Origin of the sequence: Streptomyces sp. NBC_01707 (assembly GCF_041438805.1) — a bacterium.
Classification (GTDB): Bacteria; Actinomycetota; Actinomycetes; order Streptomycetales; family Streptomycetaceae; genus Streptomyces.
In genome coordinates this window covers 645,571-670,530 of the sequence record NZ_CP109190.1, presented here as the reverse complement: position 1 = coordinate 670,530, position 24,960 = coordinate 645,571, and the positions used below count along the sequence as shown (strand labels likewise).

General features: G+C 68.6%; 20 protein-coding genes. 9 read left to right on the top strand and 11 right to left on the bottom strand.

Annotation, left to right across the window (positions count from 1 at the left end):
• Positions 1-64: 64 nt before the first annotated feature.
• Genes OG963_RS03165 through OG963_RS03145 form a run of 5 tightly spaced genes read right to left on the bottom strand, consistent with a single transcriptional unit; the run spans position 65 to position 7,007 of the window.
• Complete coding sequence (locus OG963_RS03165; protein WP_093771198.1) at positions 65-1,621, bottom strand: hypothetical protein; 1,557 nt, start codon at positions 1,619-1,621, stop codon at positions 65-67.
• A gap of 17 nt (positions 1,622-1,638) precedes the next feature.
• Positions 1,639-3,768 (bottom strand): hypothetical protein, encoded by a 2,130-nt coding sequence (locus tag OG963_RS03160; protein ID WP_371798320.1) that lies wholly within the window; start codon positions 3,766-3,768, stop codon positions 1,639-1,641.
• Positions 3,769-3,772: 4 nt separating this feature from the next.
• On the bottom strand, positions 3,773-4,660 hold the full coding sequence (locus OG963_RS03155) for a carbohydrate ABC transporter permease (RefSeq protein WP_093771202.1): 888 nt from the start codon (positions 4,658-4,660) through the stop codon (positions 3,773-3,775).
• Positions 4,657-5,634: a carbohydrate ABC transporter permease gene (locus OG963_RS03150; protein ID WP_093771204.1), complete on the bottom strand. Its 978-nt coding sequence runs from the start codon at positions 5,632-5,634 to the stop codon at positions 4,657-4,659. The genes OG963_RS03155 and OG963_RS03150 overlap by 4 nt, the downstream gene beginning before the upstream one ends.
• A complete protein-coding gene (locus tag OG963_RS03145; protein ID WP_093771206.1) occupies positions 5,631-7,007 on the bottom strand; it encodes an ABC transporter substrate-binding protein in 1,377 nt (458 codons plus the stop codon). The genes OG963_RS03150 and OG963_RS03145 overlap by 4 nt, the downstream gene beginning before the upstream one ends.
• A gap of 406 nt (positions 7,008-7,413) precedes the next feature.
• Between OG963_RS03145 and OG963_RS03140 the strand changes: the two genes are divergently transcribed.
• Together OG963_RS03140 and OG963_RS03135 are read left to right on the top strand one after the other, a co-directional pair.
• Positions 7,414-8,445, top strand: a complete 1,032-nt coding sequence (locus OG963_RS03140; protein WP_218133073.1) for a LacI family DNA-binding transcriptional regulator — start codon at positions 7,414-7,416, stop codon at positions 8,443-8,445.
• Positions 8,446-8,560: 115 nt separating this feature from the next.
• Positions 8,561-11,350, top strand: coding sequence for a glycoside hydrolase family 2 TIM barrel-domain containing protein (locus OG963_RS03135; protein WP_371798319.1), 2,790 nt, complete (start codon positions 8,561-8,563; stop codon positions 11,348-11,350).
• Between the two features lie 93 nt (positions 11,351-11,443).
• Here the strand turns inward: OG963_RS03135 and OG963_RS03130 are convergent, their stop codons facing one another.
• Positions 11,444-13,687: an FAD-dependent oxidoreductase gene (locus tag OG963_RS03130; RefSeq protein WP_371798318.1), complete on the bottom strand. Its 2,244-nt coding sequence runs from the start codon at positions 13,685-13,687 to the stop codon at positions 11,444-11,446.
• Between the two features lie 553 nt (positions 13,688-14,240).
• Positions 14,241-14,879 (bottom strand): maleylpyruvate isomerase N-terminal domain-containing protein, encoded by a 639-nt coding sequence (locus OG963_RS03125; RefSeq protein ID WP_093771215.1) that lies wholly within the window; start codon positions 14,877-14,879, stop codon positions 14,241-14,243.
• 391 nt (positions 14,880-15,270) lie between these two features.
• Here OG963_RS03125 and OG963_RS03120 point away from each other — a divergent pair, with 391 nt between their 5' ends.
• Entirely contained in the window at positions 15,271-15,534 is a 264-nt protein-coding gene (locus tag OG963_RS03120) for a hypothetical protein (RefSeq protein ID WP_319739873.1), read from the top strand.
• A gap of 2 nt (positions 15,535-15,536) precedes the next feature.
• Positions 15,537-15,908 carry a fic family toxin-antitoxin system, toxin component gene (locus OG963_RS03115; protein ID WP_371798317.1) on the top strand — a complete coding sequence of 124 codons (372 nt, stop codon included), beginning with the start codon at positions 15,537-15,539 and terminating at the stop codon, positions 15,906-15,908.
• Between the two features lie 26 nt (positions 15,909-15,934).
• Here OG963_RS03115 and OG963_RS03110 read toward each other — a convergent pair whose 3' ends face one another.
• Positions 15,935-16,366, bottom strand: coding sequence for a DUF4259 domain-containing protein (locus OG963_RS03110; RefSeq protein WP_093771221.1), 432 nt, complete (start codon positions 16,364-16,366; stop codon positions 15,935-15,937).
• Positions 16,367-16,768: 402 nt separating this feature from the next.
• Between OG963_RS03110 and OG963_RS03105 the strand changes: the two genes are divergently transcribed.
• The gene (locus tag OG963_RS03105) at positions 16,769-17,497 is read left to right on the top strand and encodes a type 1 glutamine amidotransferase (protein ID WP_093771223.1); all 729 of its coding nucleotides are present in this window, start codon (positions 16,769-16,771) and stop codon (positions 17,495-17,497) included.
• Here OG963_RS03105 and OG963_RS03100 read toward each other — a convergent pair.
• Complete coding sequence (locus OG963_RS03100) at positions 17,457-18,716, bottom strand: benzoate/H(+) symporter BenE family transporter (RefSeq protein ID WP_371798316.1); 1,260 nt, start codon at positions 18,714-18,716, stop codon at positions 17,457-17,459. The two genes, OG963_RS03105 and OG963_RS03100, sit on opposite strands and share 41 nt — an antisense overlap.
• A gap of 140 nt (positions 18,717-18,856) precedes the next feature.
• Between OG963_RS03100 and OG963_RS03095 the strand changes: the two genes are divergently transcribed.
• Positions 18,857-19,426 carry a helix-turn-helix domain-containing protein gene (locus OG963_RS03095; RefSeq protein ID WP_093771227.1) on the top strand — a complete coding sequence of 190 codons (570 nt, stop codon included), beginning with the start codon at positions 18,857-18,859 and terminating at the stop codon, positions 19,424-19,426.
• Between the two features lie 194 nt (positions 19,427-19,620).
• Here the strand turns inward: OG963_RS03095 and OG963_RS03090 are convergent, their stop codons facing one another.
• Positions 19,621-19,884, bottom strand: coding sequence for a hypothetical protein (locus tag OG963_RS03090; protein ID WP_093771229.1), 264 nt, complete (start codon positions 19,882-19,884; stop codon positions 19,621-19,623).
• Positions 19,885-20,012: 128 nt separating this feature from the next.
• Complete coding sequence (locus tag OG963_RS03085; protein WP_093771231.1) at positions 20,013-20,726, bottom strand: SDR family oxidoreductase; 714 nt, start codon at positions 20,724-20,726, stop codon at positions 20,013-20,015.
• Positions 20,727-21,146: 420 nt separating this feature from the next.
• Between OG963_RS03085 and OG963_RS03080 the strand changes: the two genes are divergently transcribed.
• The 3 genes from OG963_RS03080 to OG963_RS03070 all read left to right on the top strand — a co-directional run bounded on the left by OG963_RS03080 (position 21,147) and on the right by OG963_RS03070 (position 24,946).
• On the top strand, positions 21,147-21,908 hold the full coding sequence (locus OG963_RS03080) for a DeoR/GlpR family DNA-binding transcription regulator (RefSeq protein WP_319739916.1): 762 nt from the start codon (positions 21,147-21,149) through the stop codon (positions 21,906-21,908).
• Complete coding sequence (gene pfkB, locus OG963_RS03075; RefSeq protein ID WP_319739876.1) at positions 21,905-22,852, top strand: 1-phosphofructokinase; 948 nt, start codon at positions 21,905-21,907, stop codon at positions 22,850-22,852. The genes OG963_RS03080 and pfkB overlap by 4 nt, the downstream gene beginning before the upstream one ends.
• 84 nt (positions 22,853-22,936) lie before the next feature.
• Positions 22,937-24,946 (top strand): fructose-specific PTS transporter subunit EIIC, encoded by a 2,010-nt coding sequence (locus OG963_RS03070; RefSeq protein ID WP_371798315.1) that lies wholly within the window; start codon positions 22,937-22,939, stop codon positions 24,944-24,946.
• The last annotated feature ends 14 nt before the right edge of the window (positions 24,947-24,960 follow it).

Sequence of the window (24,960 nt, the reverse complement as noted above, 5' to 3'; positions counted from 1 at the left end):
TGACCGGCCCGGGCCGTGGCGGAGGCGGCCGCTACGGCCCGGGCCGGGTGGACGGGGCCGGGGGTCAGGCGGGCGGCGCCTGGAGGTGGACCGCCTCGATGCCGCGGTTCACCTCCCGCATGATGTCGAGCATGTCGTAGTACGGCTGGTCCTGTTGGTTGGTCAGACCGACGTTGAACGCCTCGGTGGCCCCTGGCTTGCGGGTCACCGCCTGGTCGTAGGCGGAGAACCAGGCGAAGCCGACGAAGGCATGGCTCCCGGCCTGCGCCTCGACGAAGGCCCGGTACTTCTCCCCCCGATCCTGCTGGCTGGTCGCCGTGGTCGCCGCGTTGGCGGCGGTCATCCCCCTCTCGGGGAACATGAAGGAGAACTCCAGGGTCAGGATCGGCTTGCCGTATCCCTCGTACTGCCGCAGGTAGTCGACGCTGGTCGAGTACCAGTCGAAGGAGATGGCATCGAGGTAGTCGCGCCCGCCGACGTTCCACTCCGGACTGGTGCGCCAGGTGGGGACCAGGGAGCCGCCGAGGAACAGATGGTGCGGGTCCTGCTTGTGGATCGCCTTGCGTACCTTCCTGAAGTACGTCTTCGAGGCCAGCGTGATGAACGCCGTGACGTCCGCGGCGGGTACCCGGGCGATGTTGATCGGTGTGTCCCGCAGGGCGTGGAAGGACTTCGCGTCGGTACCGAGAACGACGTTGACCCGGTCCACGTCGTCGCCGTAGGCGTCGGCCAGGTAGCGGACGAAGGCGGTCTTCGCCGCGAGAGTGGAGTCGCGCTTGACCACCTCGGCGACCACGTCACGGCTCCAGCCGCGCTCGTTCTCGAAGAAGTACCCGATGAGCCACGGGTCCTTGCGGTTCCGGTGCAGTTCGAAGGTGCGGTCCAGCTTGGCCGAGAAGTCGGGGTCGAACGGGTCGATTCCCCACAGCACCCGGATCACGTCGGGGGGTGTCGGTGCCTGGGCGAGGTACGGCATGACGACTTCCGTGTCGAGCGTCCACTTGCCCTGGGCGTTGAACCCCCAGTCGATCATGCGCTTGGCAACCGTCTCGCGCCACTTCGGCCGGTAGTCGTCGCCGTACTTCCGCGCGAGGTTGGCCCTGAGGAAGCTCACGACGTGTCCCTTGTCGTCCTCGGTGTAGCAGGACGCGAACCGCACCGGGTCCGGCAGTTCCTCGAAGAGGTCGATGAGCGTGCCGTCCGGATTCTTCCACCAGGTGCCGTAGCCCCATTCCTGGGGGGAGAAGGCGTCGACGGCCTTGAGGACGAACAGGTGGCCGTCCGGGGTGACGAACCACCAGCGGCCGTCGATCTGCTCCAACCGGAAGTAGCCGGTGGCCTTGTGCCGTCCGAGCTCTCTCAGGCCGCCGTACCGGTCGTACCGGATCCGGTCCGGAGCGACATGGGCCAGCCGGGCGGCCTCCTCCGCGTACTCACTGCGCAACTGCTCGTCGGAGACGACCTTCCCGGGCCAGTCCTGGTGGAGGTATTGCCCGTAGCGGTCGACCAGCCAGGTGTCGACCGCGGGTTGAGCCGACGCCTCCGCATACGCGGGCGAGGCGAACGGGGACAGGGCGAGCGCAGCGGGAACGCCGCGTATCAGGGTGCGTCGCGAGATCATCGATCGGGCTCCTTTGCTCAGTCCGGGCACACGGACTGGGTGCCGGTGATGGGGAGGGGCGCGTCATCGTGTCGCTGTTCCAGCTGCTGGTGGGTCTGCGCCATGACGTCGGTCATGGCGGTGTAGGGCTGGTCCTGCTGGTTGACCAGGCCGAAGTCGAAGTTCTCGCCGTCGGACGCGCGACCGGTGATGGCCTGGTCGTAGTAGCTGAACCAGCCGGACCCCACGAAGACCGGGCTCTCGGCCTGCCCCCAGCTGAACTGCTGGTGCATGGTTCCGCGGTCGGCGATGTCGTCGGCGCGGACGGAGCCGTTGATGCTGCGCAGGCCCCGGCCGTGGACGTTGAACGAGTGCTCCAGGTTCAGCACCGGCGTGTCGTACGGTTCGTACGTGTCCAGGTAGCCCGCGTTGTTGCTGTAGACGTCGAGCGAGATCGCGTCCACGTACGCGCGCCCGCAGACCTCCCATGCCAGGCTGGAACGCCAGCCCGGCACCAGGGCGGAGCCGAGGAACAGGTGGTGGTCGTCGTACTTGCCGATGGCCGCCTGGACGGTCGAATAGTAGGCCTTCGAAGCCTCGCCGATGAACTCGGTGCGCAGGGCGCTGCCACTGGGCACATTGTCGGAGAGTTTCCGGGTCTCCAGGTCCTGCTGTGTGGCGCCCGGGGTCCCCAGCTTGTTGTTGGTCTCCGTCAGGCCGTAGGTGTCGATCATGTAGGCGACGAAGGCTGCCTTGGCCGGATACTGGGTGGGAGTGCCGTTCAGCATCGTGGTCATGACGTTGTCGTCCCATCCCCGTTCGTTGTCGAAGAAGTAGCCGATCAGCCAGGGACTGTTGACGTTCGCTCGGACGATGCTGCTTGTCGGGCTCAGCTGCTTGTCGAGCTCCGTGGCGAAAGCCGGGTCGAACGGGTCGATGGCGTACGAGGCGATGCGCTTCACATTGGCCGGCGCCGTGATCTGGCCGATCCACGGCATCTGCAGCCCCCCGTCCCGGGACCACTTGGACTGCGCGTTGAAGCCCCACTTGATCAGGCGCTTCTTGGTGATGTCCCGCCATGGCGTCTCCCAGCCCGTGATGCCGTACTTGCGCATCAGGTTCGCCTTGACGAAGCTCATCTCCGTGCGGTCACTGCTGTAGGCAGCGGCGTAGGTTGCCTCGTCGGGCAGGGCCGAGAACTTCCCGAGCGGGTCGCCGTCGGTATCCTTCACGACCGTGGCGTAGCCCCAGTCGGTGGCAGAGGTGGAGTCGACTCCCTTGAGGATGAACTTGTAGTCGTCGGGCGTGACGAACCACCACTTGCCCTGCGCGTCCTTCTCCAGGCGGAAGAAGCCGGTGTGGGTGGTACTTCTGCCCAGCGCCTTCACGCCGCCGTACTGGTCGTACGTGGTCGTGTCCAGCGTGACGCCGGCCAGCGCAGCGGCCTCGTCCGTGGCGTCCTGCTGCAGCTGCTGATCGGAGGTCAGCTTGCCCGGCCAGCTCCCGTAGAGATACTGGCCGTAGACGTCGACCAGCCGGGTGGGGACGGACACCTCCGCATCCATCTCCTCCTGGGTGTACGGGTCCGGAGTCGGGTCGACGGTGCCGCTACCGAGCGTGAAGGTGACCTCGGAGAGGGGGAAGTGCAGGAACTGGTTGACGCGCGTCAGCTTGATGCGCACGAACCGGGCCTGTGTGTTGTTCATCGCGACGGTGCGCTGGTAGTCCAGCCGGCTGCGGTTCCAGGCCTCGCTGTGCGCGACGCGGTAGGCGGTGCCCGCCTCGGGTCGATAGGTGACCTCGATCTCGTCGAAGCCCCAGAAGGTGTTCGTCGCCGTACTCGTGATCGAGATGCTGCTGAGCGGGCGGTCGTACAGCAGGTCGAAGACGAGGGTCACGCTCTTGGGCGCACTCGAGGAACCCTGCCATCCGACGCAGTCGGCGGTGTTGCCGTTGAAGAGCTTGCTGTCCTGGAAGGCGACCAGACGGTTGCCGACCGCGTCCGGGCACCCCGACGTGGGCGCGCTGCTGGCGTAGTAGTTCCCATCGGTGACTGTTTCGGCCCGGGCGCGCTCAGCGCCGAGCAGTTGCACGGACAGGAGTGTCAGCAGCACCGCCAGCACCATGCGCAGCAGCCGGTGCCGCCGTAAGGTCATGTGTACGGTCATGGGGTCATCCCTTCAGACCGGTGAAACCGATTCCGCGGACGATGTGGCGCTGGAACACCAGGTAGAGCAGCAGCGGAGGGATGATCGTGATGAGCATCCCCGCGATGACCTGGTTCTGTTGAGTCGTCTCGGCCAGTCGCGGCAGTGCGACCGACAACGGCTGTGCGTCGGGGGCGGAGATGACGATCATGGGCCAGAGGAATTCCTTCCAGGCGCTCATGACCGCCAGCAGGGACACCACCGCGACGATCGGGCCGGACATCGGCATGACGATCTGCCAGAACAGTCGCCACGGTCCGGCTCCGTCGACCTGCGCCGCCTCGTGGAGTTCACGGGGCAGACTGTCGAAGAACTGCTTCATGATCAGTACGTTGAAGGCGTGCGCTCCGGCCGGCAGCCACACCGCCCAGGGCGTGTTGGCGATCGACACACCCGTGAGCGGCAGGTGGAGCACCACCAGGTAGAGCGCGACCAGCGACGTGGTGCCGGGTATGAAGAGCGTGGCGAGCACGGCGTAGTAGACGACACGGCCGTACCGGGGGCGCAGCACCGACAGGGCGTATGCGCCGCAGGTCGCCACGAGCAGCTGGAAGAACCAGGAACCGCCCACCAGGACCGCCGTGTTGAGCAGATAACGGCCGAGCCTCAGATTCTCCCAGGCGGTGGGGAGGTTGCCCCACTGCAGAACGGAGGGCCAGAGCCGTAGTGGGTCCTTGAGGATCTCCTGGGTGGGGGACAGGGCGCCCTTGACCGTCCACAGGATCGGTCCGAGGCCGGCGATCGCGACCGCCACCAGAATGACGGGCTGGGAGATCCTCAGGGTCCAGCGTACGGAGGGGCGCCGCCGGTCGGCCGGTGAGATCACGCCGCGGGATCCGTCGTCGTCGCTCATGATGTGCTCCACTTGCGGGTCAGGCGCAGGTAGACGGCGGACAGCACGGCCAGCGCCAGCGCGAGCAGCACGCTGAGCGCGGCGGCGGTCCCGTAGTCACCGTTGAGGAACGCGTACCGGTAGATCAGCAGCAGGATGCTCACGGTCGAGTCCTCCGGTCCGCCGTCGGTGAGGATGAAGGGCTCGGTGAAGACCTGGAACGTGCCGATGATCTGGAGCAGCAGCATGATCAGGATGACGCCGCGCAGCTGCGGCAGCGTCACGTGCCAGATGCGCCGCCGGATCGATGCGCCGTCCAGCTCGGCGGCCTCGTACAGATCGGCCGGCACGCTGGACAGCGCAGCCATGTAGATCAGAGTGGTGCTGCCCGCGTGCGCCCACGTGGCTGACAGCACCAGGCTCGGCATCGCGGAGGCCGTCGACTGCAGCCAGGGGTACGGGCCGAGGCCGATGGAGCCGAGGACCTGGTTGAAGAGCCCGAAATCCGGGTCGTAGAACCAGCGCCAGAGCATCAACGCGACCACCGGCGGGACGACCACGGGCAGATAGACCAGCACCCGGAAGATCCCGCCCAGCCGTCTCAGCTCCGTGACCAGCATCGCCAGCATGATGGGTACCGGAAACCCGATGACCAGGGACAGGAGGACGAACCAGGCGGTGTTGCGGAGCGTGGTCCACAACAGGGGGTCGGAGAACAGGAAGTGAAAGTTGTCCAGCCCGACCCAGGTGGGCTCGTTGACCAGATCGGTCTCCTGGAAGCCGAGGATGACGCTCTGGCCGATCGGCCACCATGCGAAGCAGCCGAAGAGCAACAGCAGCGGCAGCAGGAAGAGCAGCGAGGCGAGGCCGAAGCCCCGGCGGCCCGGCCTGCGCAACGAGGCAAGGCCTAAATGGCGGCGGCCCGGCCGGGTGGTGCCCGGCTGTTTCGCCTCCGGGGGCGCAGGGGCGCCACGGGCCGGCTGGACGATGGTCATCGCTGGGCTCGCTCCAGTGCGGGGACGGCCTTCTTCTCCGCCTTGTCCAACTCGGCCTGGGGGTCTGCGCTCTTGCGGGTGAGTACGGCCGCAACTGCGGTGTCCAGCGCGGCGTACACGTCCTGGGCGGCCACCGCGGGCTCGACGACGAACTCCTGCTGCTTCACCCCGTTGATGAAGGGCTCGAAGTTCTCGAGCGGGACGGTGGCGTGCTCGTTTCTGGCCTCGTCGACGGGTCCGCTGACGGCGGGCTGGTAGAGGGGAACGGTCGGCGTGCCCACCGGGATCCCGTCGGCGGCCTCCGCCTTCGCCCGCGTGCCCGCCTCCGCCGGGTCGTGCTTCGCCCTGAGGTAGTAGTAGTCGATCCACTTCACCGCTGCTTCGCGCTGGGCGGGACTGGCCTTGGGATTGATCACGGCCATCTTGCCGCCCAGCATGGTGGCCGACCGGCTCGCCGAAGGCAGCGCGGCGACACCGTAGATCTTCGGGTCGCCGTTGTACTTGGTGATGTGGTCGACATAGGTGCTCGGTGTGGCCATCATCATGCCGATACGGCCCGCCGAGAACGACTTCTGGATCTCGCCCGCGTCCCGAAGCTGCTGGGTGCCCATGGAATTGTCCTGCCAGCGGAGCGCCTTGAGCCAGTCCAGCGCCTGTTGCACCGGTGTGTCGTTGAAGGCCGCGACCTGCTTTCCGCCCTCTTCCTTCTCGATCCGGCCACCGTACGTGTACGCCATGGCGGTCAGCGTCCAGCCGCCCGTGTTGTTCGTCGTCGGCTGCGCGTAACCGGGCAGGCCGGTCTTCTCCGAGATCGCCTTCGCGTCCTGCCGGACCTCGTCCCAGGTCTTCGGCGGGTCGTCCGGGTCGAGTCCGGCCTTTTTGAACAGTTCCCGGTTGTAGACCAGGGAGAGGGCGAACTCGCTGGTGGGCAGGCCGTAGTTGTGACCCTTGGCGTCCGTGCCCGGTGCCAGCGCGCGCTTGTCGAACTGGTCGGAGCTCGGCAACGATTTCACCTGGTCGGTGATGTCCGCGATCTGATGGCGGTTGATCAGTCCCTGGGGTTCGGTGAGCGGCACGATGAACGCCGTCTCGAGCTGGCCGCCGGCCAGCCGGGCGGCGAAGGTCTTCGCATCCCACACCGCTTCACTCGGCTTGACAACGATGTCCGGGTTCGCACGCTCGAAGGCAGCCACCTGGTCGGTGAACTGCTTGCGCAATGTCCCCTGGGTGGTCGGGGGCATGTCCGTCACCGTGATGGTCACTTTGCCGTCGGCGGCATCACTGCTGGAGTCCGAGGACGAGCAGGCCCCCGCGGTGATCGCGAGCATCCCCGCGGTACAGCAGGCGGCAAGTCTGGACCATGGTGTTCTCATCTTGTTGACTCCTTGTCCTCGGCGCGCGGAATTTCGGCAAAGGGATGCCCGCGGCGCGGATGCGTAGCGGGTGTGGTGAAGGAGTAATGAGGCGGTCGCGACCGCGAGTACGTCGGGCACGACTCCTTGCCCGTCTGCCTGACGACCGACCGGGCGTTACCAGTGGTGCGGCTCCAACTCACACCGAAGTAAATCGGTTGAGCTGGGACAGTAGTAAGCGGGTTGCTGAGGGTCAAGACCTCCATCACCAGGAGTTCGCAGCGCCGTTGATGGGGTGTTATGACCAGTGATGGGCGCAATTAGGTTATGAGGCAACCAACTTGACTGGACATCAATTCTCGTCATGTTCGGAAACCGGTATACCTGCTGGGGTCACTTGCGTCCGTCGGGCGTTAGCCTGAGATGCGTGACCGAAGAGCAGCAGGAGCTACGCCGGCGGCCGACGATCTCCGATGTCGCCACCCTTGCCGGGGTGTCCAAGGGCGCCGTGTCCCGGACTTTCAACGGGGGCAAGGGCATCAGCACCGCCACCATGGCAAGAATCCGGGCGGCCGCCGCCGAGCTCAACTGGACGCCGAGCACTGCGGCCCGCGCCGTCGGTGGTGGCCCCGCGCACGCCGTGGGGATGGTGTTGCGGCGGCCCACGGAACTCCTCGAACTCGACCCGTTCTTCCCCGCATTCCTGGCCGGTGCGGAGAACGCACTCACGTCGGTGGGGTACGCGGCGGTGCTGCGGTTCGTCGACGACTCCCACACCGAGCGCGAGTGCTACGAACAGATGGTCGGGGAGCGTCGGGTCGACGGATTCCTGCTGACCGACCTGCGCCACCGCGACCCCCGCTTCGAGTGGCTCAGCCGGCTGGGCACCCGCGCCGTGGTCGCCGGATCGCCGGGCCGTACCTGCCCGTTCCCCTGGGTCAGCACCGGCGGCGCCGAACAGGTCCGCGAGCTGACCCGCCACCTGATAGCCCAGGGCCACCGCAACATCGCCCATGTCTCGGGACTCCCGAGCCTGCGCCACGCCCGCAGCCGTCGTCAGCTGTGGGAGGACACCCTGGTCGAAGCGGGTCTCCAGCCCGGCCCCGTGGTCACGGGCGACTTCACCACCGAAGGTGGCGCGCAGGCCACCCGCGAACTGCTCGACCGGTCACCGCGTCCCACAGCGATCTTCTACGCCAACGACCTCATGGCGATCGCCGGGCTGTCCGTACTCGCGGAAAACGGAGTGAAGGTCCCCGACGAGGTGGCCGTGGCCGGGTTCGACGACATCAGCCTGGCGAGCTACGTCACCCCGGCTCTGACCACGGTCCGGTGCGACTACCGCCGGATGGGGCAGATCGCCGCCCACACGCTGCTGGCGCAACTGCGGAACGAGGACGTGGCACCCCAGATCACCATCGGCGGCGAACTGCGGCTGCGGCGCTCCACCGGCGCGTGACCGCTCCGGTTCGAGGTCCGTGCCAATCCGCCCGCCCATCCGGCTCGGCAGAGGAGCAACACCTCATGCACACAGGAACCACGGGCTCGGACCGATCCGTCGAGGAGGGACCACGATGACCAGTGACGGCCACTCCGTTCCAGCGTGGCCGGCCCGGCCTCCCACCGCCGACGTGCCCTTGGCCCTAGCCGCCACGGGCCGAGTCACCGGTACTCCGGACAGCACGTACGACGCCGGGGACGCCGTAGGACCTCTGCCGTCCCCCGACGAGGAGATCGGCCGGCTCTCACGCCCGAAGAACACTCCGCCGGCGGGCGGGACGAACCAGGGCGACACCGCCGATGAGCCCGCAGCCCCGGCCGCTCCCGCATTGTGTGCTCCTGCTCCCGATCGTGCCGGGCCCGGGCACCAGATCCCTGCCGGGCGGCACACCACCGACCTTGGGGGAATCTGGGAATTCACGACCGACCCCGAGGCGGCCGCGTGGGACAGGCTGCCCGTACCAGGCAGTTGGGACGTGCACGACAGGTACGCCGACCACCAGGGCGACGCCTGGTACCGAAGGACCTTCGACACACCCCGACTCGGCGCCGCGCAGGTCGCACGGCTCCACTTCGAAGCCGTCTGCTACACCGCGACGGTCTGGCTGGGCGACATCCGGCTCGGTACCCACATCGGCGGATACACGCCCTTCGAGTACGACGTCACCGAGCTGTTGACGACCGACGGCAGCGCCAACATCCTCACCGTCAGGGCCAACAACGACGAGGCTGTCGGCGCCGGCTGGCTGTGGGGAGGAATCTCCCGCCCTGTCACCCTCACCGTCGACCCAGCAGTGCGCATCGAACGGCAGCAGGTCACCGCCAACCCCCGGTCGGCGGACGGCACCGCCGAGGTGACCACGGAGGTCACCGTGTCCAATGCCCTCGATCACGACCGGCCCGTACGCCTCGACGGAACGCTCACCTGTACGGAGGGGCGGGCCCTGCACTGCGGAGCGCTGCGCGCCGAGCCACCCGCCGGCCGGGACGTCACCGTGCCAGCTCGCTCCACGAAGACCGTACGCCTGACAACCGTCCTGCCCGCGGGTTCGTACGAACTGTGGTCACTGGACCACCCGACGCTCTACCGTTCCACCGTCACCCTCAGCGAGGGCGACGAGCTTTCCTATGCCCTCTCCGACCGCTTCGGCATCCGCAGGATCGACATATTGCCGGACGGCCTGATGCTCAATGGCGAACGCGTCCGCACCGTGGGCTTCAACCGCGTCCCCGGCGACCGCGTGCACGGCGGCACCGAGCCGCTGTCGGTCATCCGCGCCGAGATCGGCCACATGAAGCGGGCCGGGGCGGACATGACCCGCATCCACCACGTTCCCCAGTCGCCCGATCTCCTCGACCACCTCGACGAGGTCGGGATGCTCAACATCGCCGAGATCTCCGTCTGGGGGCAGGAAGTCTGCCTCGACCCCGAGCGCTGGATACCCGAACTGAGGGAGATGGTGCACCGGGACGCCAACCACCCCTCCATATGCGCATGGTCCGTGGCGAACGAGATCAAGGGCACCGAGGAAGTGGGCCGGAACTTCGTCAGGGCGTTGATCGACCACACCCGCGCCGAGCTCGACGACTCGCGCCCCCTGACGTATGTCAGCAACACTTTCAGCGAGATCGAGGGCCCGCAGGACGAGGCCCTCCAGTACACCGACTTCATCGCGATCAACATGTACCGGGACTACGCGGAGCGGCTGCGGCAGCTGCGCATTCATTACCCGGACAAGCCGGTCTTCGTCAGCGAGTTCAGCAGCGACGGTTACACCTTCACCCCCGCCCGGGAGAGCCTCGAGTACGCCTCACGCCACGACGACGGAATCCCGGCGGAGCTGTCCCTCCTGCCGTGGGTGATCGGTGCCTCCCGATGGACCTTCGACGACTACCGCAGCCGCTTCCAGGGGACCTCCGTCAACCAGCTGCGCGGGTGGGGCGTGCAGACCGAATGGGGTGGGCTCAAGCGCAGCTACGACCAGATGCGCGTCGCCTTCGCCCCGGTCGGAGGACTGTTGCTGACGTCAACGGACAGCGGCACCCGGATCACGGTCGTCCCGCGGAGCGCGGGCGAGCTGCCCAGCCGCGTTCTGCGCGACCACCGGCTGCACTGGCGTGCGGTGGCCGCCTGCGGCGCCACCGTCGCCGAACGTCGTGTCCCACTGCCGGACATTGCCCCGGACGGCGTGGCCTTCAGCCGGGACGTCGCATGGCGGACGGAGGGAGGACTGGGCAAGGAGGCCATCACCGAGCGCGTGGGGCTGGTCGATCCGCAGGGGTACGAAGTCGCCGTCGCCGAACACTTTCTGGCCGCGCCGGCCACCCCCTGCGTCGCTCAGACCGTTGCGGCTGACCGTGCCCTGCGGGTGGTTTTCGACCATGTGGCGGGAGCCGACTCCTACCGTGCCGAGGCGGCTGAGGAAGCCACCGGCACGGTGACTCGCTCCCGCACCGTCCACAAGGACGGCCACGCCGACATCACGGGTCTGCTGGACGGAACCTCGTACCGGGTGCGCGTCGTCGCCGTTTGCGCGGCGGGCGAGACCGCCTCCGCATGGAGGACCGGGATCACCCTCCGGGCGGACGCCGGACCGCTGCCGCCCGATGCGCAGGCACTGAAGCCGGTGCCGGGGGGTGCCGTTCTCCACTGGCGCGGCGCGGGCGCGGACCGAGCCTGCGTCATCGAGGCAGCCGATGCCCGCGGCGGTGAACGGATCCGCTCCTGGACCACCCCGCTGCGCGGCTTCAGCCGAATCGAGGGTCTGGGCTCCGGGCGCCAGGTGCGGGTCCGTATCCGTGCCCTGCGCGCCGACGGTGTGGCCAGCGCCTGGTCGGAGTGGATGGAGACAAGGACCCTGTAGGAACAGGCTCGCTGTGGCCGTACCGGAGAGCCATCCCGGCCGGCACGCGTGTGCCCGACCTGCCTGCGCCCGCGGCCGGCGGCAGACAACGGATCATGCATAGGCGCGCAGCGCCACAATGCGCGCCTCTGATGCGCCGTTCGTCGCCTCCACCACCACCCGCAGCGCGGTCGTCCGGAACGGGGCGAACCGGTGTATCCGGTGCCGGCGGCGGTTGCCGGTCTCCCGGGCGACCGGCGTCCACCCGCCGCCGTCCGCCAGTACCTCGATGCGGTAGTCACGGACCAGCTCCGGCATGATCTCGAACTCCGTTCGATGCCTGTGGAGATTGTTGAGGTACTCGTCCACGTCGTCGTCGAGCACGAGGTGCACCGCGCCGATCTCCACCGGGGCGTCCCAGTCGAGCCGCAGCCACGCCTCGCCCCGCTCGCCCGCGTGCCACATCTGCGGTCCACCGAAGGGCCGCTGGTAGCCGCCGACGGTCTTGTCCGGGTCATACGCCCGGGTCGGTCCGGCGCGGAAGCAGAAGCTGCGCCGGCGCAGGCCCCGGGCGACCCACTCGGCGACTGCCTGGCCGTTCTCCTCCGGGATGTCGTGGTCGACTCCCGACTCACCGGCGAGCTTACGGGCCAGGCAGAGCACCCCCGTACGCCGCTGGTCGACGAGGTGCAGATAGGCGTGCGGATCGGCCCGTACGATCACGACGGCGTTGCGCGGCTCGTCCGGTTGCCAGGGCAGATGGGCGGACACCCACTGCTCCTTGCCTTCAGGGGCGGGCACCGTGCTGGAGATCAGACGGCGGGCGGGTACGGCGTTCTCGCCGCGCAGCGTGTCCCAGAGCTCGATGGTCAGCTCGGTGGCGTTGTGTACGTCGACCAGCAGTGCCACGTCGTCCAGGCGCGGATCGACGGGAAGCACGAAGGCGAGATCACGGTCCAGCGGCAACGGCGTGGTGGTGGCATCGGGCACCGGCTCCACGGCGAGCCGGGTGAGCGTGCTGGAGGCGCAGGCGCGTGCCGCGCGGGCAAGGTCGTCCGGGTCGGTGTTGGGCACGCCCATCAATGAGGCGTCCTGTCGGAGCAGGGTCTGCTGAAGAAGCGTCAACTGTCCGTCGTGCAGCTCGCGGGGTGTCACGCCGAGTGCCGCACAGAGAGCCGCGCCCGTTCCTGCGGCCTCGCCGAGGGTGGCGCAGGTGGCCATGACCCGGGTGGATCCGAACGCGATGTGGGTGGCGGAGATGTTGCGCCCGGCGAAGAGCAGGTTGTCGACGTTCCGTGAATAGATGCTGCGGAAGGGGATGTGGTACACGCCGTCGGAGTAGCGCTGACGGGCACCTGGTTCCTGGGCATACATGCCCTCGACCGGATGCAGGTCCACCGACCAGCCGCCGAACGCGATCCTGTCGTCGAAAGGACTCTGGGCCATCACCTCGGTCTGGGTCAGCACGTGGTCGCCGAGGAAGCGCCGGTACTCACGCTTGCCGGGGATGGCTCCGACCCACTCCAGAGTGAGATTGCCGGCGTCGAATCTGCCGCTGTTCTTGATGTGGTCCCAGATCCCGTGGATGACGGACCACAGCTCGTCGCGGATGCGCTCGTTGTCGTCCACCGTGTCGAGTCGGCCGCCCCATTCCACCCACCAGTAGTCGCAGCCGTTGTCACCGGTACGGATCAACCGGTGCTCGGGAATGGGCGTGTCCAGGATGTTCTTCGCGAAGGACGGAGGCACATACTTCACCGGGCGTCCGGCGTCCTTCGTATAGAACAGGATGGTGCTGCCGAGCAGTTGTCGGTCGGGCTCCGGCGGCGCCCACTCCTCGCCGTGCTCCGCGCGGGACTCGCGTCCGATGCGATGGTCCGCTCCCGCGAGATAGCCGATCAGGCCGTCGCCGGTACAGTCGACGAAGACCGGTGAAGTGAACGTGGTCAGCCTCTCGGCGCCCATGGTCCAACCGGTGACCGACTCGATCCGGCTTCCGTGTTCCGCGGTGATGTCACGGACATCAGTGTTGAGGAAGAGTCGTAGATTCGACTCGGCGAGCACGGCATCCAGGACGACCTGGTCCCAGTAATAGGGATTGCCCTCCGGGTTCCGGTATTGATTCTCCAGGTACAGCTCGCCCATGATGCCGGTCTCGCGGGCCCAGCGGTGTACCCCGTGGGCAGTCGCCCCGCACACCCACACCCGTACCTCGCTACTCGAATTGCCCCCCAGCACCGGTCGGTTGTGTATCAGCGCCACGGTACGGCCCAGCCGGGCGGCAGCGATCGCGGCGCACACTCCGGCCAGGCCGCCGCCGACGACGGTGACGTCGCTGTGAACGCTTTCCTTACGCATCAGGCGCTGGTTCCCTTCTGTCCGGAAAACTCGCATGCTTGTGCAGCCGGGCCAGTGCGTCACGGCCGAGTTCGACGCCCAGCCTCGGCCCTTTTGGGGACCTGCACGGATCAGTCCGCGAACGAGTGGGCCCCGGGCCGGACGAGGGCCTTGGACCTCCATGGCCAGTGCGTGTCGATGGTGGGTGCCGCCGCATCCACCTGGGCGGGGACGGGTACGCGTGTGAGAAGTGGTTCACGTTCATGAATCGAGAACACACTTAAGAACATCTCAAAAATGTAGGACCCATTGCGACTTGAGGTCAAGAGAGCCGCGATGGTCGAGCGGCGAGCTGTCCGACTCCTGCAGGCGGACGGTGTCGTAGGGGTAGGAATTCCCTGCGGTCCAGGATGAGTTGCTCGAGCCATGCAGTCGTGTCGGCGACGAGATCGATCGCCGGTGCGGTCCTCGGCGGTTTCGTCGTCGACCGCCACGTCGGGGCACGGTGCAGCCTGATGACGGGGTGCGGCCTTGGTTCCCCGGCCGTCCTGGTGGCGACCTTGAGGTCTGAAGCTCAGAGCGCGTTGATCGCAGATGGGGCTCGCTCCGCGCGGGCCAGGGCGCGCAGCAGCGCCACTTGACCGTGTCGGCGCGCGGCGAGTGTGACCAGCAACGTGAGCACGGGATCAAATGCGGTGGTCGAGAGTTCCGGCGTAGCGATTCCCACGCTGACGGCCAGGTCGTCCATGTGTACGGCGAGTTCCATCGTGCGCGTCACGAGGAAGTCGTCGAGACTCAGAGCCCACCCCGTCTGGGGCATGAACACGACCGAGCCACCCCGAACCATCGGAAGGGCAGCCTGCTGTTCGGCCAGTGCCGCGCGGGCGCGCTTCAGCAGCAGTCGGGCGCCCTCGGACGCGATGTCCTCACCCTTCGCCCGAATGCCGGTGTTCACCTCGCCGTCAAGTGGCGCATCGATCCACTCGGCACGGGCGTAGTGCTCGAGAAGCGGGATCGGCGTCACCTCCTGTGACGTGGGTTCCTGCAGGGCTGGAGTCACGCTGAAGACCTGGTAGGCGAGATGGCCGGCCAGAGCGCTGACCGTCATTCCTTCCAGCGCGCTGGTCTTCTCCCAGCAAGCTGCGACTTCCGGCGCACCGAGCAACGTCACCGCCTGGGCCGCAGCGTCAAGATACGCGTCTGTGGAACTCATCAGACCCCCCTGATCGACTGGCCCCAGTATGCAGGCCGGGCAACTGGTCGATACGGCCCACGAGAAGACTCCTTGACCGGACCCGCAACCCGGTTCGCCGAGAACTCCACCGCCCCAGCAGATGCGCGGGAGGACGACCCTCAGGGCCCTGGAACCCGCTGGTTTCGGAGTACGACCGCAGTGCCTGATTTTCGGAGTGGTAGCAGACGTTCGTCGACCCCCGGACTTTTCACGGCGAACCGATCTTGCCGGCCGAAGATCCATGGCAAGGGAAAGTCGTTGCACGTCACTGCGACCGACAGCCCCGGCGGGAGGTGCCGGTCACAGCCTTGCCCCTCGCCGGTTCCCCGAACGTCTCGCCCTTCTGCTACCACCCTGCTACCTTGTCCTTATGAGCAGCTCGAAGAAGCAGACACAGCTGCGGCTGGAGCCGGACGTGCTCGCCGCCGGCAAGGATGCCGCGGCCGCGCGTGGACTGGATTTCAATCGCTACGTGGAGCGCCTCATCGCCGAGGACACCAGTGGTGCCCGCGCGGCGGGCATGGCTGCGGCCCAGCGCCTCATCGACCGTCACGGCGACTTCCTCGCCGATCTGGAAGCCGACCTCGACGCGCAGTACGCCTCCGCCCCGAACGCCCGGGGCGCCGCTGCGTGAGCTTGTCGCTGCATGTTGACCTGTCCTGGATCCTGGAGGTCACCGAACGAGCCGGCCATCGCGATCCCGCGCCCGATGATCTCGGTGTCCCGATTGCGGCCGTCTCTCGCCACCGTGCCGAACTGCTCGAACAGCCGGTGTACGGAGGGCCCTACGCCCGAGCTGCCGCCCTGGTTCACACCCTTGGCTGTTGCCGCTGGCTGGAGCGCTCCAACCTCACCGTCGCGTGCACCGTGGCCGCGATGTACCTGAACGCCAGCGGCATACCTGTCGACCCCACGCGCGAGCAGCTAGTCGGCCTGGCCCGCGAGCTGTACGACCCCCGCTGTACCGCCGGCCGCATCGCCGAACTGCTGCGCACCTGGCGCCCGTAGCTCCGCCGCCAGCTGGTGACGCGGCGTCATGGCCCCACGTCGAAGAGCGGGATCGTGGGTGGCGGCGGGGCGAGCACGGAGCGAAGGCGGCTCAGCGCTGCACGCCATTGCCTTCCGTCACCTGGGTCGACCCAGCTCGAGACCAGCCCGGACTCGTCGCTGACGATACGGGCGAGGGCCTCGTCGGCGAGTGTCCGAAGATCGCTGGGGAAGGCCGGCATCGATGTTTCAGGGCCGTAGGGCGTATCGACGGGGTCGCCGTTCGGGCATTGCGCCGCGATCAGCGCGGCGGCCGCCACCGCCTCTTCCGCTTCCGTGAGGTAGCCAGTGGCGTCCACGGTGCGGGTGAGGACACCGCGGATCAGGGCCTCGCGTCCCTCGGGTCCGGCGTCGTCGAGAGCGTTGGCGAAGTCTGCGGCTGTGTCGTTGTCGAAGGGGCCGGTGTGCCAGGTACCCATGATGATCTCCTCGCGTTCGCCGGGATTCTCGCATCAGCCACCGACACCGGTGGGCTGCTCCTCGCCACGACAAGGGCCTCCCGTAACTGGAGATCTCTGTGGGCCTCCGCCCGGTGTGAGGGCCTCGGTGGGGCGGTGGTCCGGCTAACTTGCTGCTGATCGCGGCCTCGTTTCCAACGACGTGGCCGTCGGCGAGGGTGGCCGCACGGAGATGCGAGGACAGATGGCGCTCGGCGGTGGCCGGCCGGTGAAGCGGGTCGCGGCGGCTGCGAGGTGGGACGCGACCCTCGGAGTGGGGCAGCCGACGGACCGTTGACGTCGCCCGGCGCACCCTGATCTGCTGCCTGAACGACGTAGAGATCAACGCAGCGAACGCAGATGCCGAGCAGGGGAGCTGAGGCGATGACGCCCTCGCACGCACCGGGCGCACAGACCGCCGTGGTCGTACAGAACACCAGGAGCGGCGGTCCCGGCCGGGTCGGCGCCTGGATGCGCGAGGCGGGAATCGGCCTCGAAGTGCTGCGTCCCTACGAGGGTGAGGTCCTGCCCCAGGTGCTCGACGGCAGGCCGCTCCTCGTGCTCGGCGGCGGCTTCCTGCCGGACGACGACGAGCGCGCGCCCTGGCTCCCCGCCACCCGCCGCCTCGTCGCGCAGGCGCTGGACGACGGCACGCCCGTCCTCGGCATCTGCCTCGGTGGCCAGTTGCTCGCACAGGTCGCGGGCGGCAGCGTACGGGCGCGTCACGGGCAGCCCGAGTTCGGCAGCACAGAGATCCGGCTGCGCCCCGAGGCTGCCGACGATCCGCTGCTGTACGGGCTCGGCGCGACGGTTCCCGCAATCGAGAGGCACGTCGACGCGATCACCGAACTCCCGCCGGGTGCTTCCTGGTTGGCGTCCAGCGCGGCCTGCCCCCATCAGGCCTTCCGGGTCGGGGCGCGGGCCTGGGGTGTGCAGTTTCACCCGGAGGCGGATGCCGAGCGGATCGCCGGTTGGGATCGGGAGCGGCTGGCCAGGCAGGGCTTCGACAGGGACCGCCTGCACACCGAGGCCGTGGCCGAGGAGGGCGCGGCCGTCTCGGCGTGGTCGGTGTTCACGCGGAGGTTCGCTCAGGTCTGCGCGCGGCTGCCGTGACCGGTTGCGGGGCGGGCGCGGGTGGAGATGTGGCGGCTCGCCGCCGCCGTCCAACCGCCGCAATGACGCTGGTGAGCACGCCCGCTAGCAGCCCCCAGAACGCGGACCCGATGCCGAGCAGCGTCACACCGGAAGCCGTGGCGAGGAAGGTGACGACGGCCGCCTCCCTGGACACGGGGTCCGACAGGGCACTGGCCAGCGACGCCTCGATCGTGGCGAGCAGGCCGACCCCGGCGACGGCCAGGACGAGGGCGTGAGGCATCGCGGTGAGCAGCGAGGCGACGGTCGCGCCGAGCAGGCCGACACACAGGTAGAAGACGCCGGCCCACACGGCCGCGAGGTAGCGCCGCTGCCGGTCGGGGTGGGCCCCGTCGCCGGTGCAGATCGCCGCGGTCATCGCCGCCAGGTTGATGCCGAACGCCCCGAACGGCGCGAGCACCGCCTGTACGGCGCCCGTCCACGTCAGGACGGGCGAGACGGGCACCTCGTAGCCGGACCCGCGGAGCACGGCGACCCCCGGCAGGTTCTGTGAGGCCATGGTGACGACGAAGAGCGGCACGCCGACGCTGATCAGTACCTTCCAGTCGAACTCGGGAGTCGTGAACACCGGCTGCGCGAGCGACAGTCGGACCCGTTCCAGATGCCAGCCCCCGGTGAGGACGGAGGCGATGACTCCGCCGCCCAGCGCGATGAGGACCGCGTAGCGGGGCAACAGCCGACGCGCGAGGAGATACAGCACGAACACCGGAAACGCGACCGCGAAACTGCCGTCCATCTGGGAAAAGAGACCCGTCCCGAACTCGAGCAGCACGCCACCGAGCAGCGCCGACGCCAGCGGCACCGGGATCCGGCCCATGATCCGCGCGAACCATCCCGTCAGACCGCTCACCACGATCAGTGCCGCGCTGAACACGAACGCGCCCACGGCCTTCTCCATGGACACCCCGCTCAGGCTCGTGGCAAGGAGCGCGGCTCCCGGCGTCGACCAGGAGGTGACGACCGGGGCCTTGTACCGCAGCGACAGCCCCGCACAGGTCACGGCGATCCCGACGCCGAGTGCCAGCATCCATGACGAGACCTCCCGCGCGTCCGCCCCCGCGGCCCGCGCCGCCGTGAACACGAGGGCAGCGGCACTCGTCACGCCGACGGTGACCGCGATGAGCCCCGCCGCCACGGCCGAGGGTGGTGCGATGGCGCGTATGCGGGCGAGCGGGGACATGCGGGCATCACTTCCGGAGGGGGCGGGGGAGTAGGTTCGAAGCGTTCCGCGAGGGGAGCGTTCTGTTTGTGGAACACTAAGGACGCAGGCGGCGGCGCGTCAAAGTGCCGGTGGGCGCAGAAACGGACGGAACCGGGCGGATGGGTCTGAACGACGAGGTGGGGCGCAGGGTGAAACGGCTGCGGCAGGACGGCGGCCTCTCCCTGTCGGAGCTCTCACGCCGCTCGGGCGTAGGCAAGGGCACGCTCTCGGAACTCGAGACGGGCCGGCGCAACCCCACGCTGGAAACGCTCTACGCCCTGACCACAGCGCTCGGCCGCCCGCTCAGCGCCGTCCTCGACGACCCGGCGCCCGGCGTCGCGGCCGGCGCGGGTGGAGTCTCCGGCAGGGCCGTCACCGCGGTCCTCCTGGAGCGGTACGAGGACGAGGACGCGGCCACCGACGTCTTCCGCGTCACCATTGACGAGGGCGTGACCCAGGAGTCGGCCGCGCATGTCCCGCACACCACGGAGAGCCTGATGGTGCTTTCCGGGACGGCGGTCGTCGGCCTGCCGGACGCGCCGCAGACGGCCGGGCCCGGCGGCCACGCCCACTGGCCGGCCGACGCCCCGCACTTCTACAGCGCACCGGACGGCGAGGTTCAGGGTGTCCTCTTCGTCCGGTACCCGAAGGGGGCGTCTTCGAAGGATGCATCCCTGGACGGGGCTTGAGGTCCTGACAAGGCGTTGGACTTGGCGGTGCGTGATCAGGCGGACGGCCGGGCCGAGGACGACTGCGTGGATGTCGTCGCGTCGTTCTCCGCGGATGCGCAGGGGACGGAAGCCGTGCAGCCACGAGATCGAGCGCTCGACGACTCGGCGGAAGATGCCCAGGCCGGTGCCGTGAGGCTGGCCGCGCTCGGCGATCACGGGGCGGATGTCGCGTGCTGTCGCCGGCGACGGCACTCGTCTTGGTCGTAACCGCGGGTGGCGAACAGCGAGTTGGGCTTCCTGAGGGGACGACCGACCACGCCGCTGTCGAGCAGGAGCAGGAGGGTGACGTTGTTGCGGGTGCCGCCGGGCAGCGGCACTGCGAGCGCGCTGCCCTGGGCGTCGGTGAGGATGTGGCGCTTGCTGCGGCCGCACCCCCGCCGCGCCCCTGAACGGGTGTCAGCGTCGATGTCCGGCACCCCTGATGCGGCGATTGCGCTGCGGCCCGGGTGCGCGTGGTCTTTCGCGGACCGTGCACACCGACACGACCTGCGGGGCCCGGGGTGCTGGTGAGAGTCTGGCCCCCAGCGCGACAAGATCAGTCTGCTCACACGAGGGGTTGCCCTCCGTCGATCGCCAGGCTGACGCCTGTCATGAAGGTGTTGGTCATCGCGAAGACCACCGCCTGGGCGATGTCCTCGGCCGTGCCGATACGTCGCACGGGGTTGGTCGCGGACTTGTTCTCGAAGAACGCATCCTTCTCCTTGCCCAGTCCTTCCCACGCTCCGGTGTCGATGGTTCCTGGTGAGATCGCATTCACCCGCAGCGGGGCGAGTTCCACGGCCAGTGAACGGATCACCACGTTCACCGAGGCGTTGGTCGCCGCCACCGCGAGAAACCCGGGATCCGGCTCGAGAGCCGCGACCCCGGAGAACAGCACGAACGACCCCGTCCTCGGCATCTTCGGTGCGAAGTGCTTGGCCAGCATGATCGGGCCCACGACCTTCGTGTGGAAGGACAACAGGATCGCCTCCGGGCTCAGCTCCCCGACGGTGCCGCGGGCCCTGGCCGATACGGTGGACACCACGTGATCGACGCTGCTCACCTGGTCGGCCAGAGCCGCGATCGAGGTCTCGTCCGTGACGTCGACACTCTTCACGGAGACGGTTGTGTTCTTGTAGGCGGCCTCGAGAGCCTCCCGGTTACGACCCGCGGCGACCACATGTGCGCCTTCGGCCATGGCCGCGTCGACAATCGCTCGTGCGATGCCGCTTCCACGCCCGACAACGACGACCGTCTCGCCTTGCAAGGAACCTGCCACTCTGTGCTCCTTCGATTGCTCCGCACGACATTAGAACCCTTATATGTCATATCTGAATATTCAGGACATAGAAGTCTCGAGGGCTCAAGCGTCGATGTGCGAGTGGCCGCCAACGGGTAGGCCTGTCCGTCGGTCGGGTGGTCGTCCCACGGTGTTCGGCGGCCATCGGCATGTCCGGGCGTCGTATCTCGGGCCGCCTGGAGGTCGTTCCGGGCTTCATCGCCGATCGAGGAGTGGCAGTCCTGGATCGGTGCCGACGGCGTGATCTCCTTCGGGCCGGCCCGGGTGCTCGTACCGCATCCGGGGCTACCCCTTGTCTGTTCGTGCCCACACATGCCCGAGTCTGTTTACATCGTCGAACTATCGGCGTAACGTGACCGCGAATCCACACACTCGGGCATGGAACGGATCCAAAACAACATGTATGCACCGGAGCGGCAGCAAGCAATCCTCCGCCTCGCCCGCGAGAGCGGCCGGGTCGATGTGCTGTCCCTGGCCGAGGAGTTCCAGGTGACTGCCGAGACCGTGCGGCGTGATCTGAAGGCGCTGGATCGGGCCGGACTGCTGCGGCGCGTCCATGGCGGCGCGATCCCGGCCGGGCGGCTCGACTTCGAGCCCGATCTCGCCGAGCGCGATGCGGTGGCCATCGAGGAGAAGGAGCGCATCGCGGCCGCCGCGCTCGGTGAGCTCCCCACCGACGGCAGCGTGATCATCGACGCGGGCAGCACGGCCGTTCGTCTGGCCGCAGTCATCCCGCTCGAAGCCCACCTCACCGTGGTGACCCATGCGCTACCGGTCGCCGCCCGGCTCGCCGACCACCCCGGAATCGCGCTGCATCTCGTCGGTGGCCGTGTGCGGCACCGTACCCGCGCCGCCGTCGACGCCTGGGCGTTGAACGCCTACAGCGAGATCAACGCCGATGTCGTCTTCCTCGCCACGAACGGCTTCTCACCGAAGGGAGGACTGACCACGCCGGACCTCGCCGAGGCCGCCGTCAAGCGCGCCATGATCTCATCCGCCCGGCGGGTCGTGCTCCTGGCGGACTCCGCCAAGTTCGGTCAGGAACACTTCGCGCGCTTCGGTGATCTCGCGCAGGTCGATCTACTCATCACCGATACCGGACTCGGCTCGGACGACACCCTCGCCGTCGAGGGCCAGGGCCCGGAAGTAGTACGCGCATGATCCTCACCGTCACCCCCAATCCCAGCCTGGACCGTACGTACGAGCTGCCCGGGCTGACCCGCGGCGCCGTGCTCCGGGCCACCTACGACCGAGTCGACCCCGGCGGCAAGGGCATCAACGTCTCGCGCGCGGTTGCGGCAGCGGGCCACCGTACGATCGCTGTCGCACCGCTCGGCGGGCCCGAGGGCGCACTGCTGGCCCGGCTGCTCGGCGAGCACGGCATCGAGGCGGCCGGAGTGCCGATCGTCGGCAGCACGCGTATCAACGTCACCCTCGTCGAACCCGATGGAACGCTGACCAAGGTCAACGCGGTGGGCCCGGAGATCACTGTGGCCGAGGCAGAGGCCCTGCTGGATGCCGTACGAACCCGGTCGGCGACCACGGACTGGATCGCCTGCTGCGGCAGTCTGCCGCGCGGGCTGTCCCCGCAGTGGTACGCGGAGTTGGTGGCGCGGAGCCACCGTGCCGGGGCCCGGATCGCCCTTGACACCTCCGGCGCGGCGCTGATCGCGGCGCTGCCGGAGCACCCCGATGTGGTCAAGCCGAACGCGGAGGAGCTCGCCGAGGCGGTCGGTCGCCCACTGGAGACGCTGGGCGACGCCGTGAAGGCGGCGGAGGAGCTCCGCGAGCGCGGTGCCCGGTCCGTTCTGGCCAGCCTCGGGGCCGACGGGCAACTGCTGGTCGACGGTACGGGCACGTACTTCGGCAGCGCCCGAGTGGACGCGGTCCGCAGCAACGTCGGGGCCGGCGACGCCTCCCTCGCGGGCTTTCTCACCGCGGGTGGACGAGGCCCGGCCGCGCTCGCCGCGGCGGTCGCCCACGGCGCCGCGGCCGTGCAACTGCCCGGCAGCGTCATGCCGACCCCCGCGGAACTCGACCTGTCAGCGGTCACCACGACCACCGACATCGCCCTGGACCGCCCGCTCACGGACCCGGCCTCATGACTGCCGTGGATCCGCTTCCCAGCCCACACCGCCCCGAGTCCCCCGAGCCGCCCGCAGGACGGTCCACGAGCAAGGAGCCCCGCGTTGAGTGAACTGATCACCGCGGCACTGGTCGATCTCGATCTGTCCGCCGAGACGAAGTACGACGCCACCCGGTCGCTCGCCGAGCGGATGGTCGCCGAAGGCCGCGTCAGCGACCTCGACGGCTTCCTCGCCGACGTCGCCGCCCGTGAGGCGCAGATGCCGACCGGTCTGGACGGCGGTATCGGCATCCCGCACTGCCGCAGCGAGCACGTCACCGCGCCCACGCTCGCCTTCGGCCGCAGCGACCGGGGCATCGACTTCGGCGCGGCGGACGGTCCCGCGGATCTGATCTTCCTGATAGCGGCGCCGGCCGGGGCAGACGACGACCACCTCACCATCCTTTCTGCCCTGGCACGACGGCTGATGGACCCCGACTTCACGAGCGCACTGCGCGCCGAGCGCGCTCCGGTCGCGGCCGCGGCCCTCATCCGCGGCGAGGAGGCCACGCCGGCCGGCTCGACTTCGGACACCTCGCCTTCGGAAGGTGCGGCAGCGGACGGCCCTGCCACGGACGGCGCCGCACCGGCGGACGAACCCTTCCGGATCGTCGCCGTCACGTCATGTCCGACCGGCATCGCACACACCTACATGGCCGCCGAATCGCTGGCAGCCGCGGCCCGCGCCGAAGGCGTGGTGCTCGACGTCGAGACGCAGGGCTCGGCCGGGTTCGAAAGGCTCGACCCAGAGCTCATCGCCGCTGCCGACGCGGTCATCTGGGCGCATGACGTCGAGGTGCGCGAGAAGGCACGGTTCGACGGCAAGCCCATCGTCGACACCGGGGTCAAGGCAGGGATCAACCGACCCGCCGCCCTGATCGCCGAAGCCAAGCGGCAGGCGGCGCGCGGTGCGACCAGCACCGTCACCGGTGGCGCCGCTCAGCAGGACGACGGAGTCACGACCGGCGGTGACCACGCACACTTCGGGATCCGGTTGCGGACCTACCTGATGTCCGGCGTCAGCTACATGGTGCCGTTCGTCGCCGCGGGTGGCCTCCTCATCGCGCTGTCGTTCGCCATCGGCGGCTACGAAATCGCCAGTGCCAAGTCCGTCGCCGACCACTTCGTCTGGGGGGAAGCCGACAGCTGGGCCGCTCTGCTCAACCAGATCGGCACCGCCGCATTCGCCTTCCTGGTGCCGGTACTGGCCGGGTACATCGCGTACGGCATGGCGGACCGGCCCGCGCTCGTCCCCGGGTTCGTCGGCGGTGCCATCGCCCTCACCATCAATGCGGGCTTCCTCGGCGGCCTCGCGGCGGGTCTGCTGGCCGGTGCGGTGGTGATGGCGATCCAACGGGTGAAGGTCCATCCCACGCTGCGCGGCATCATGCCGGTGCTGGTGATTCCCCTGATCGCCTCGGTGGTCGTCGGTTTCCTGATGTTCATCGTTGTCGGCAAGCCGATCGCCTCGCTCCAACAGGCCCTGACCGACGCACTCAACGGTCTCTCCGGCTCGAACGCGATCATTCTCGGCATCGTTCTCGGCCTGATGATGTGTTTCGACATGGGCGGGCCGCTCAACAAGGTGGCCTATGCCTTCGCGGTCGGCGGGCTGGCCGACCCGACGCCCGGCAGCCTCAAGGTGATGGCCGCAGTGATGGCAGCCGGAATGGTGCCGCCGCTGGCCATGGCACTCGCAACCACCGTGCGCGGCCGGCTGTTCACCAAGACGGAGCGGGAGAACGGCAGGGCGGCCTGGGTCCTGGGCGCATCCTTCATCAGCGAGGGCGCCATCCCGTTCGCGGCGGCCGACCCCCTCCGGGTGATCCCGTCGGTGATGGCCGGCGGCGCGGTGACCGGTGCGTTGTCGATGGCCTTCGGCTGCACTCTGCGCGCCCCGCACGGTGGCATCTTCGTCGTACCACTCATCGGTGATCCGTTCCTCTACCTGCTGGCCATCGCCGCCGGTACGGCCGTCGCGACCGCGCTGGTTGTCCTCCTCAAGGGGATGCGCAGGACCGCGGAGGCGCCGACGCCGGCGATCGAAGAGCGCAAGATTCCCGTCGCCGCCTGACAGTTGGTCCCATA

Coding starts and splice junctions, on each gene's coding strand:
- OG963_RS03145 (WP_093771206.1), bottom strand. CDS start 7,007: ATGAGAACACCATGGTCCAGACTTGCCGCCTGCTGTACCGCGGGGATG.
- OG963_RS03150 (WP_093771204.1), bottom strand. CDS start 5,634: ATGACCATCGTCCAGCCGGCCCGTGGCGCCCCTGCGCCCCCGGAGGCG.
- OG963_RS03130 (WP_371798318.1), bottom strand. CDS start 13,687: ATGCGTAAGGAAAGCGTTCACAGCGACGTCACCGTCGTCGGCGGCGGC.
- OG963_RS03110 (WP_093771221.1), bottom strand. CDS start 16,366: ATGGGTACCTGGCACACCGGCCCCTTCGACAACGACACAGCCGCAGAC.
- OG963_RS03155 (WP_093771202.1), bottom strand. CDS start 4,660: ATGAGCGACGACGACGGATCCCGCGGCGTGATCTCACCGGCCGACCGG.
- pfkB (WP_319739876.1), top strand. CDS start 21,905: ATGATCCTCACCGTCACCCCCAATCCCAGCCTGGACCGTACGTACGAG.
- OG963_RS03165 (WP_093771198.1), bottom strand. CDS start 1,621: ATGATCTCGCGACGCACCCTGATACGCGGCGTTCCCGCTGCGCTCGCC.
- OG963_RS03135 (WP_371798319.1), top strand. CDS start 8,561: ATGACCAGTGACGGCCACTCCGTTCCAGCGTGGCCGGCCCGGCCTCCC.
- OG963_RS03160 (WP_371798320.1), bottom strand. CDS start 3,768: ATGACCGTACACATGACCTTACGGCGGCACCGGCTGCTGCGCATGGTG.
- OG963_RS03080 (WP_319739916.1), top strand. CDS start 21,147: ATGTATGCACCGGAGCGGCAGCAAGCAATCCTCCGCCTCGCCCGCGAG.
- OG963_RS03100 (WP_371798316.1), bottom strand. CDS start 18,716: ATGTCCCCGCTCGCCCGCATACGCGCCATCGCACCACCCTCGGCCGTG.
- OG963_RS03120 (WP_319739873.1), top strand. CDS start 15,271: ATGAGCAGCTCGAAGAAGCAGACACAGCTGCGGCTGGAGCCGGACGTG.
- OG963_RS03125 (WP_093771215.1), bottom strand. CDS start 14,879: ATGAGTTCCACAGACGCGTATCTTGACGCTGCGGCCCAGGCGGTGACG.
- OG963_RS03105 (WP_093771223.1), top strand. CDS start 16,769: ATGACGCCCTCGCACGCACCGGGCGCACAGACCGCCGTGGTCGTACAG.
- OG963_RS03095 (WP_093771227.1), top strand. CDS start 18,857: ATGGGTCTGAACGACGAGGTGGGGCGCAGGGTGAAACGGCTGCGGCAG.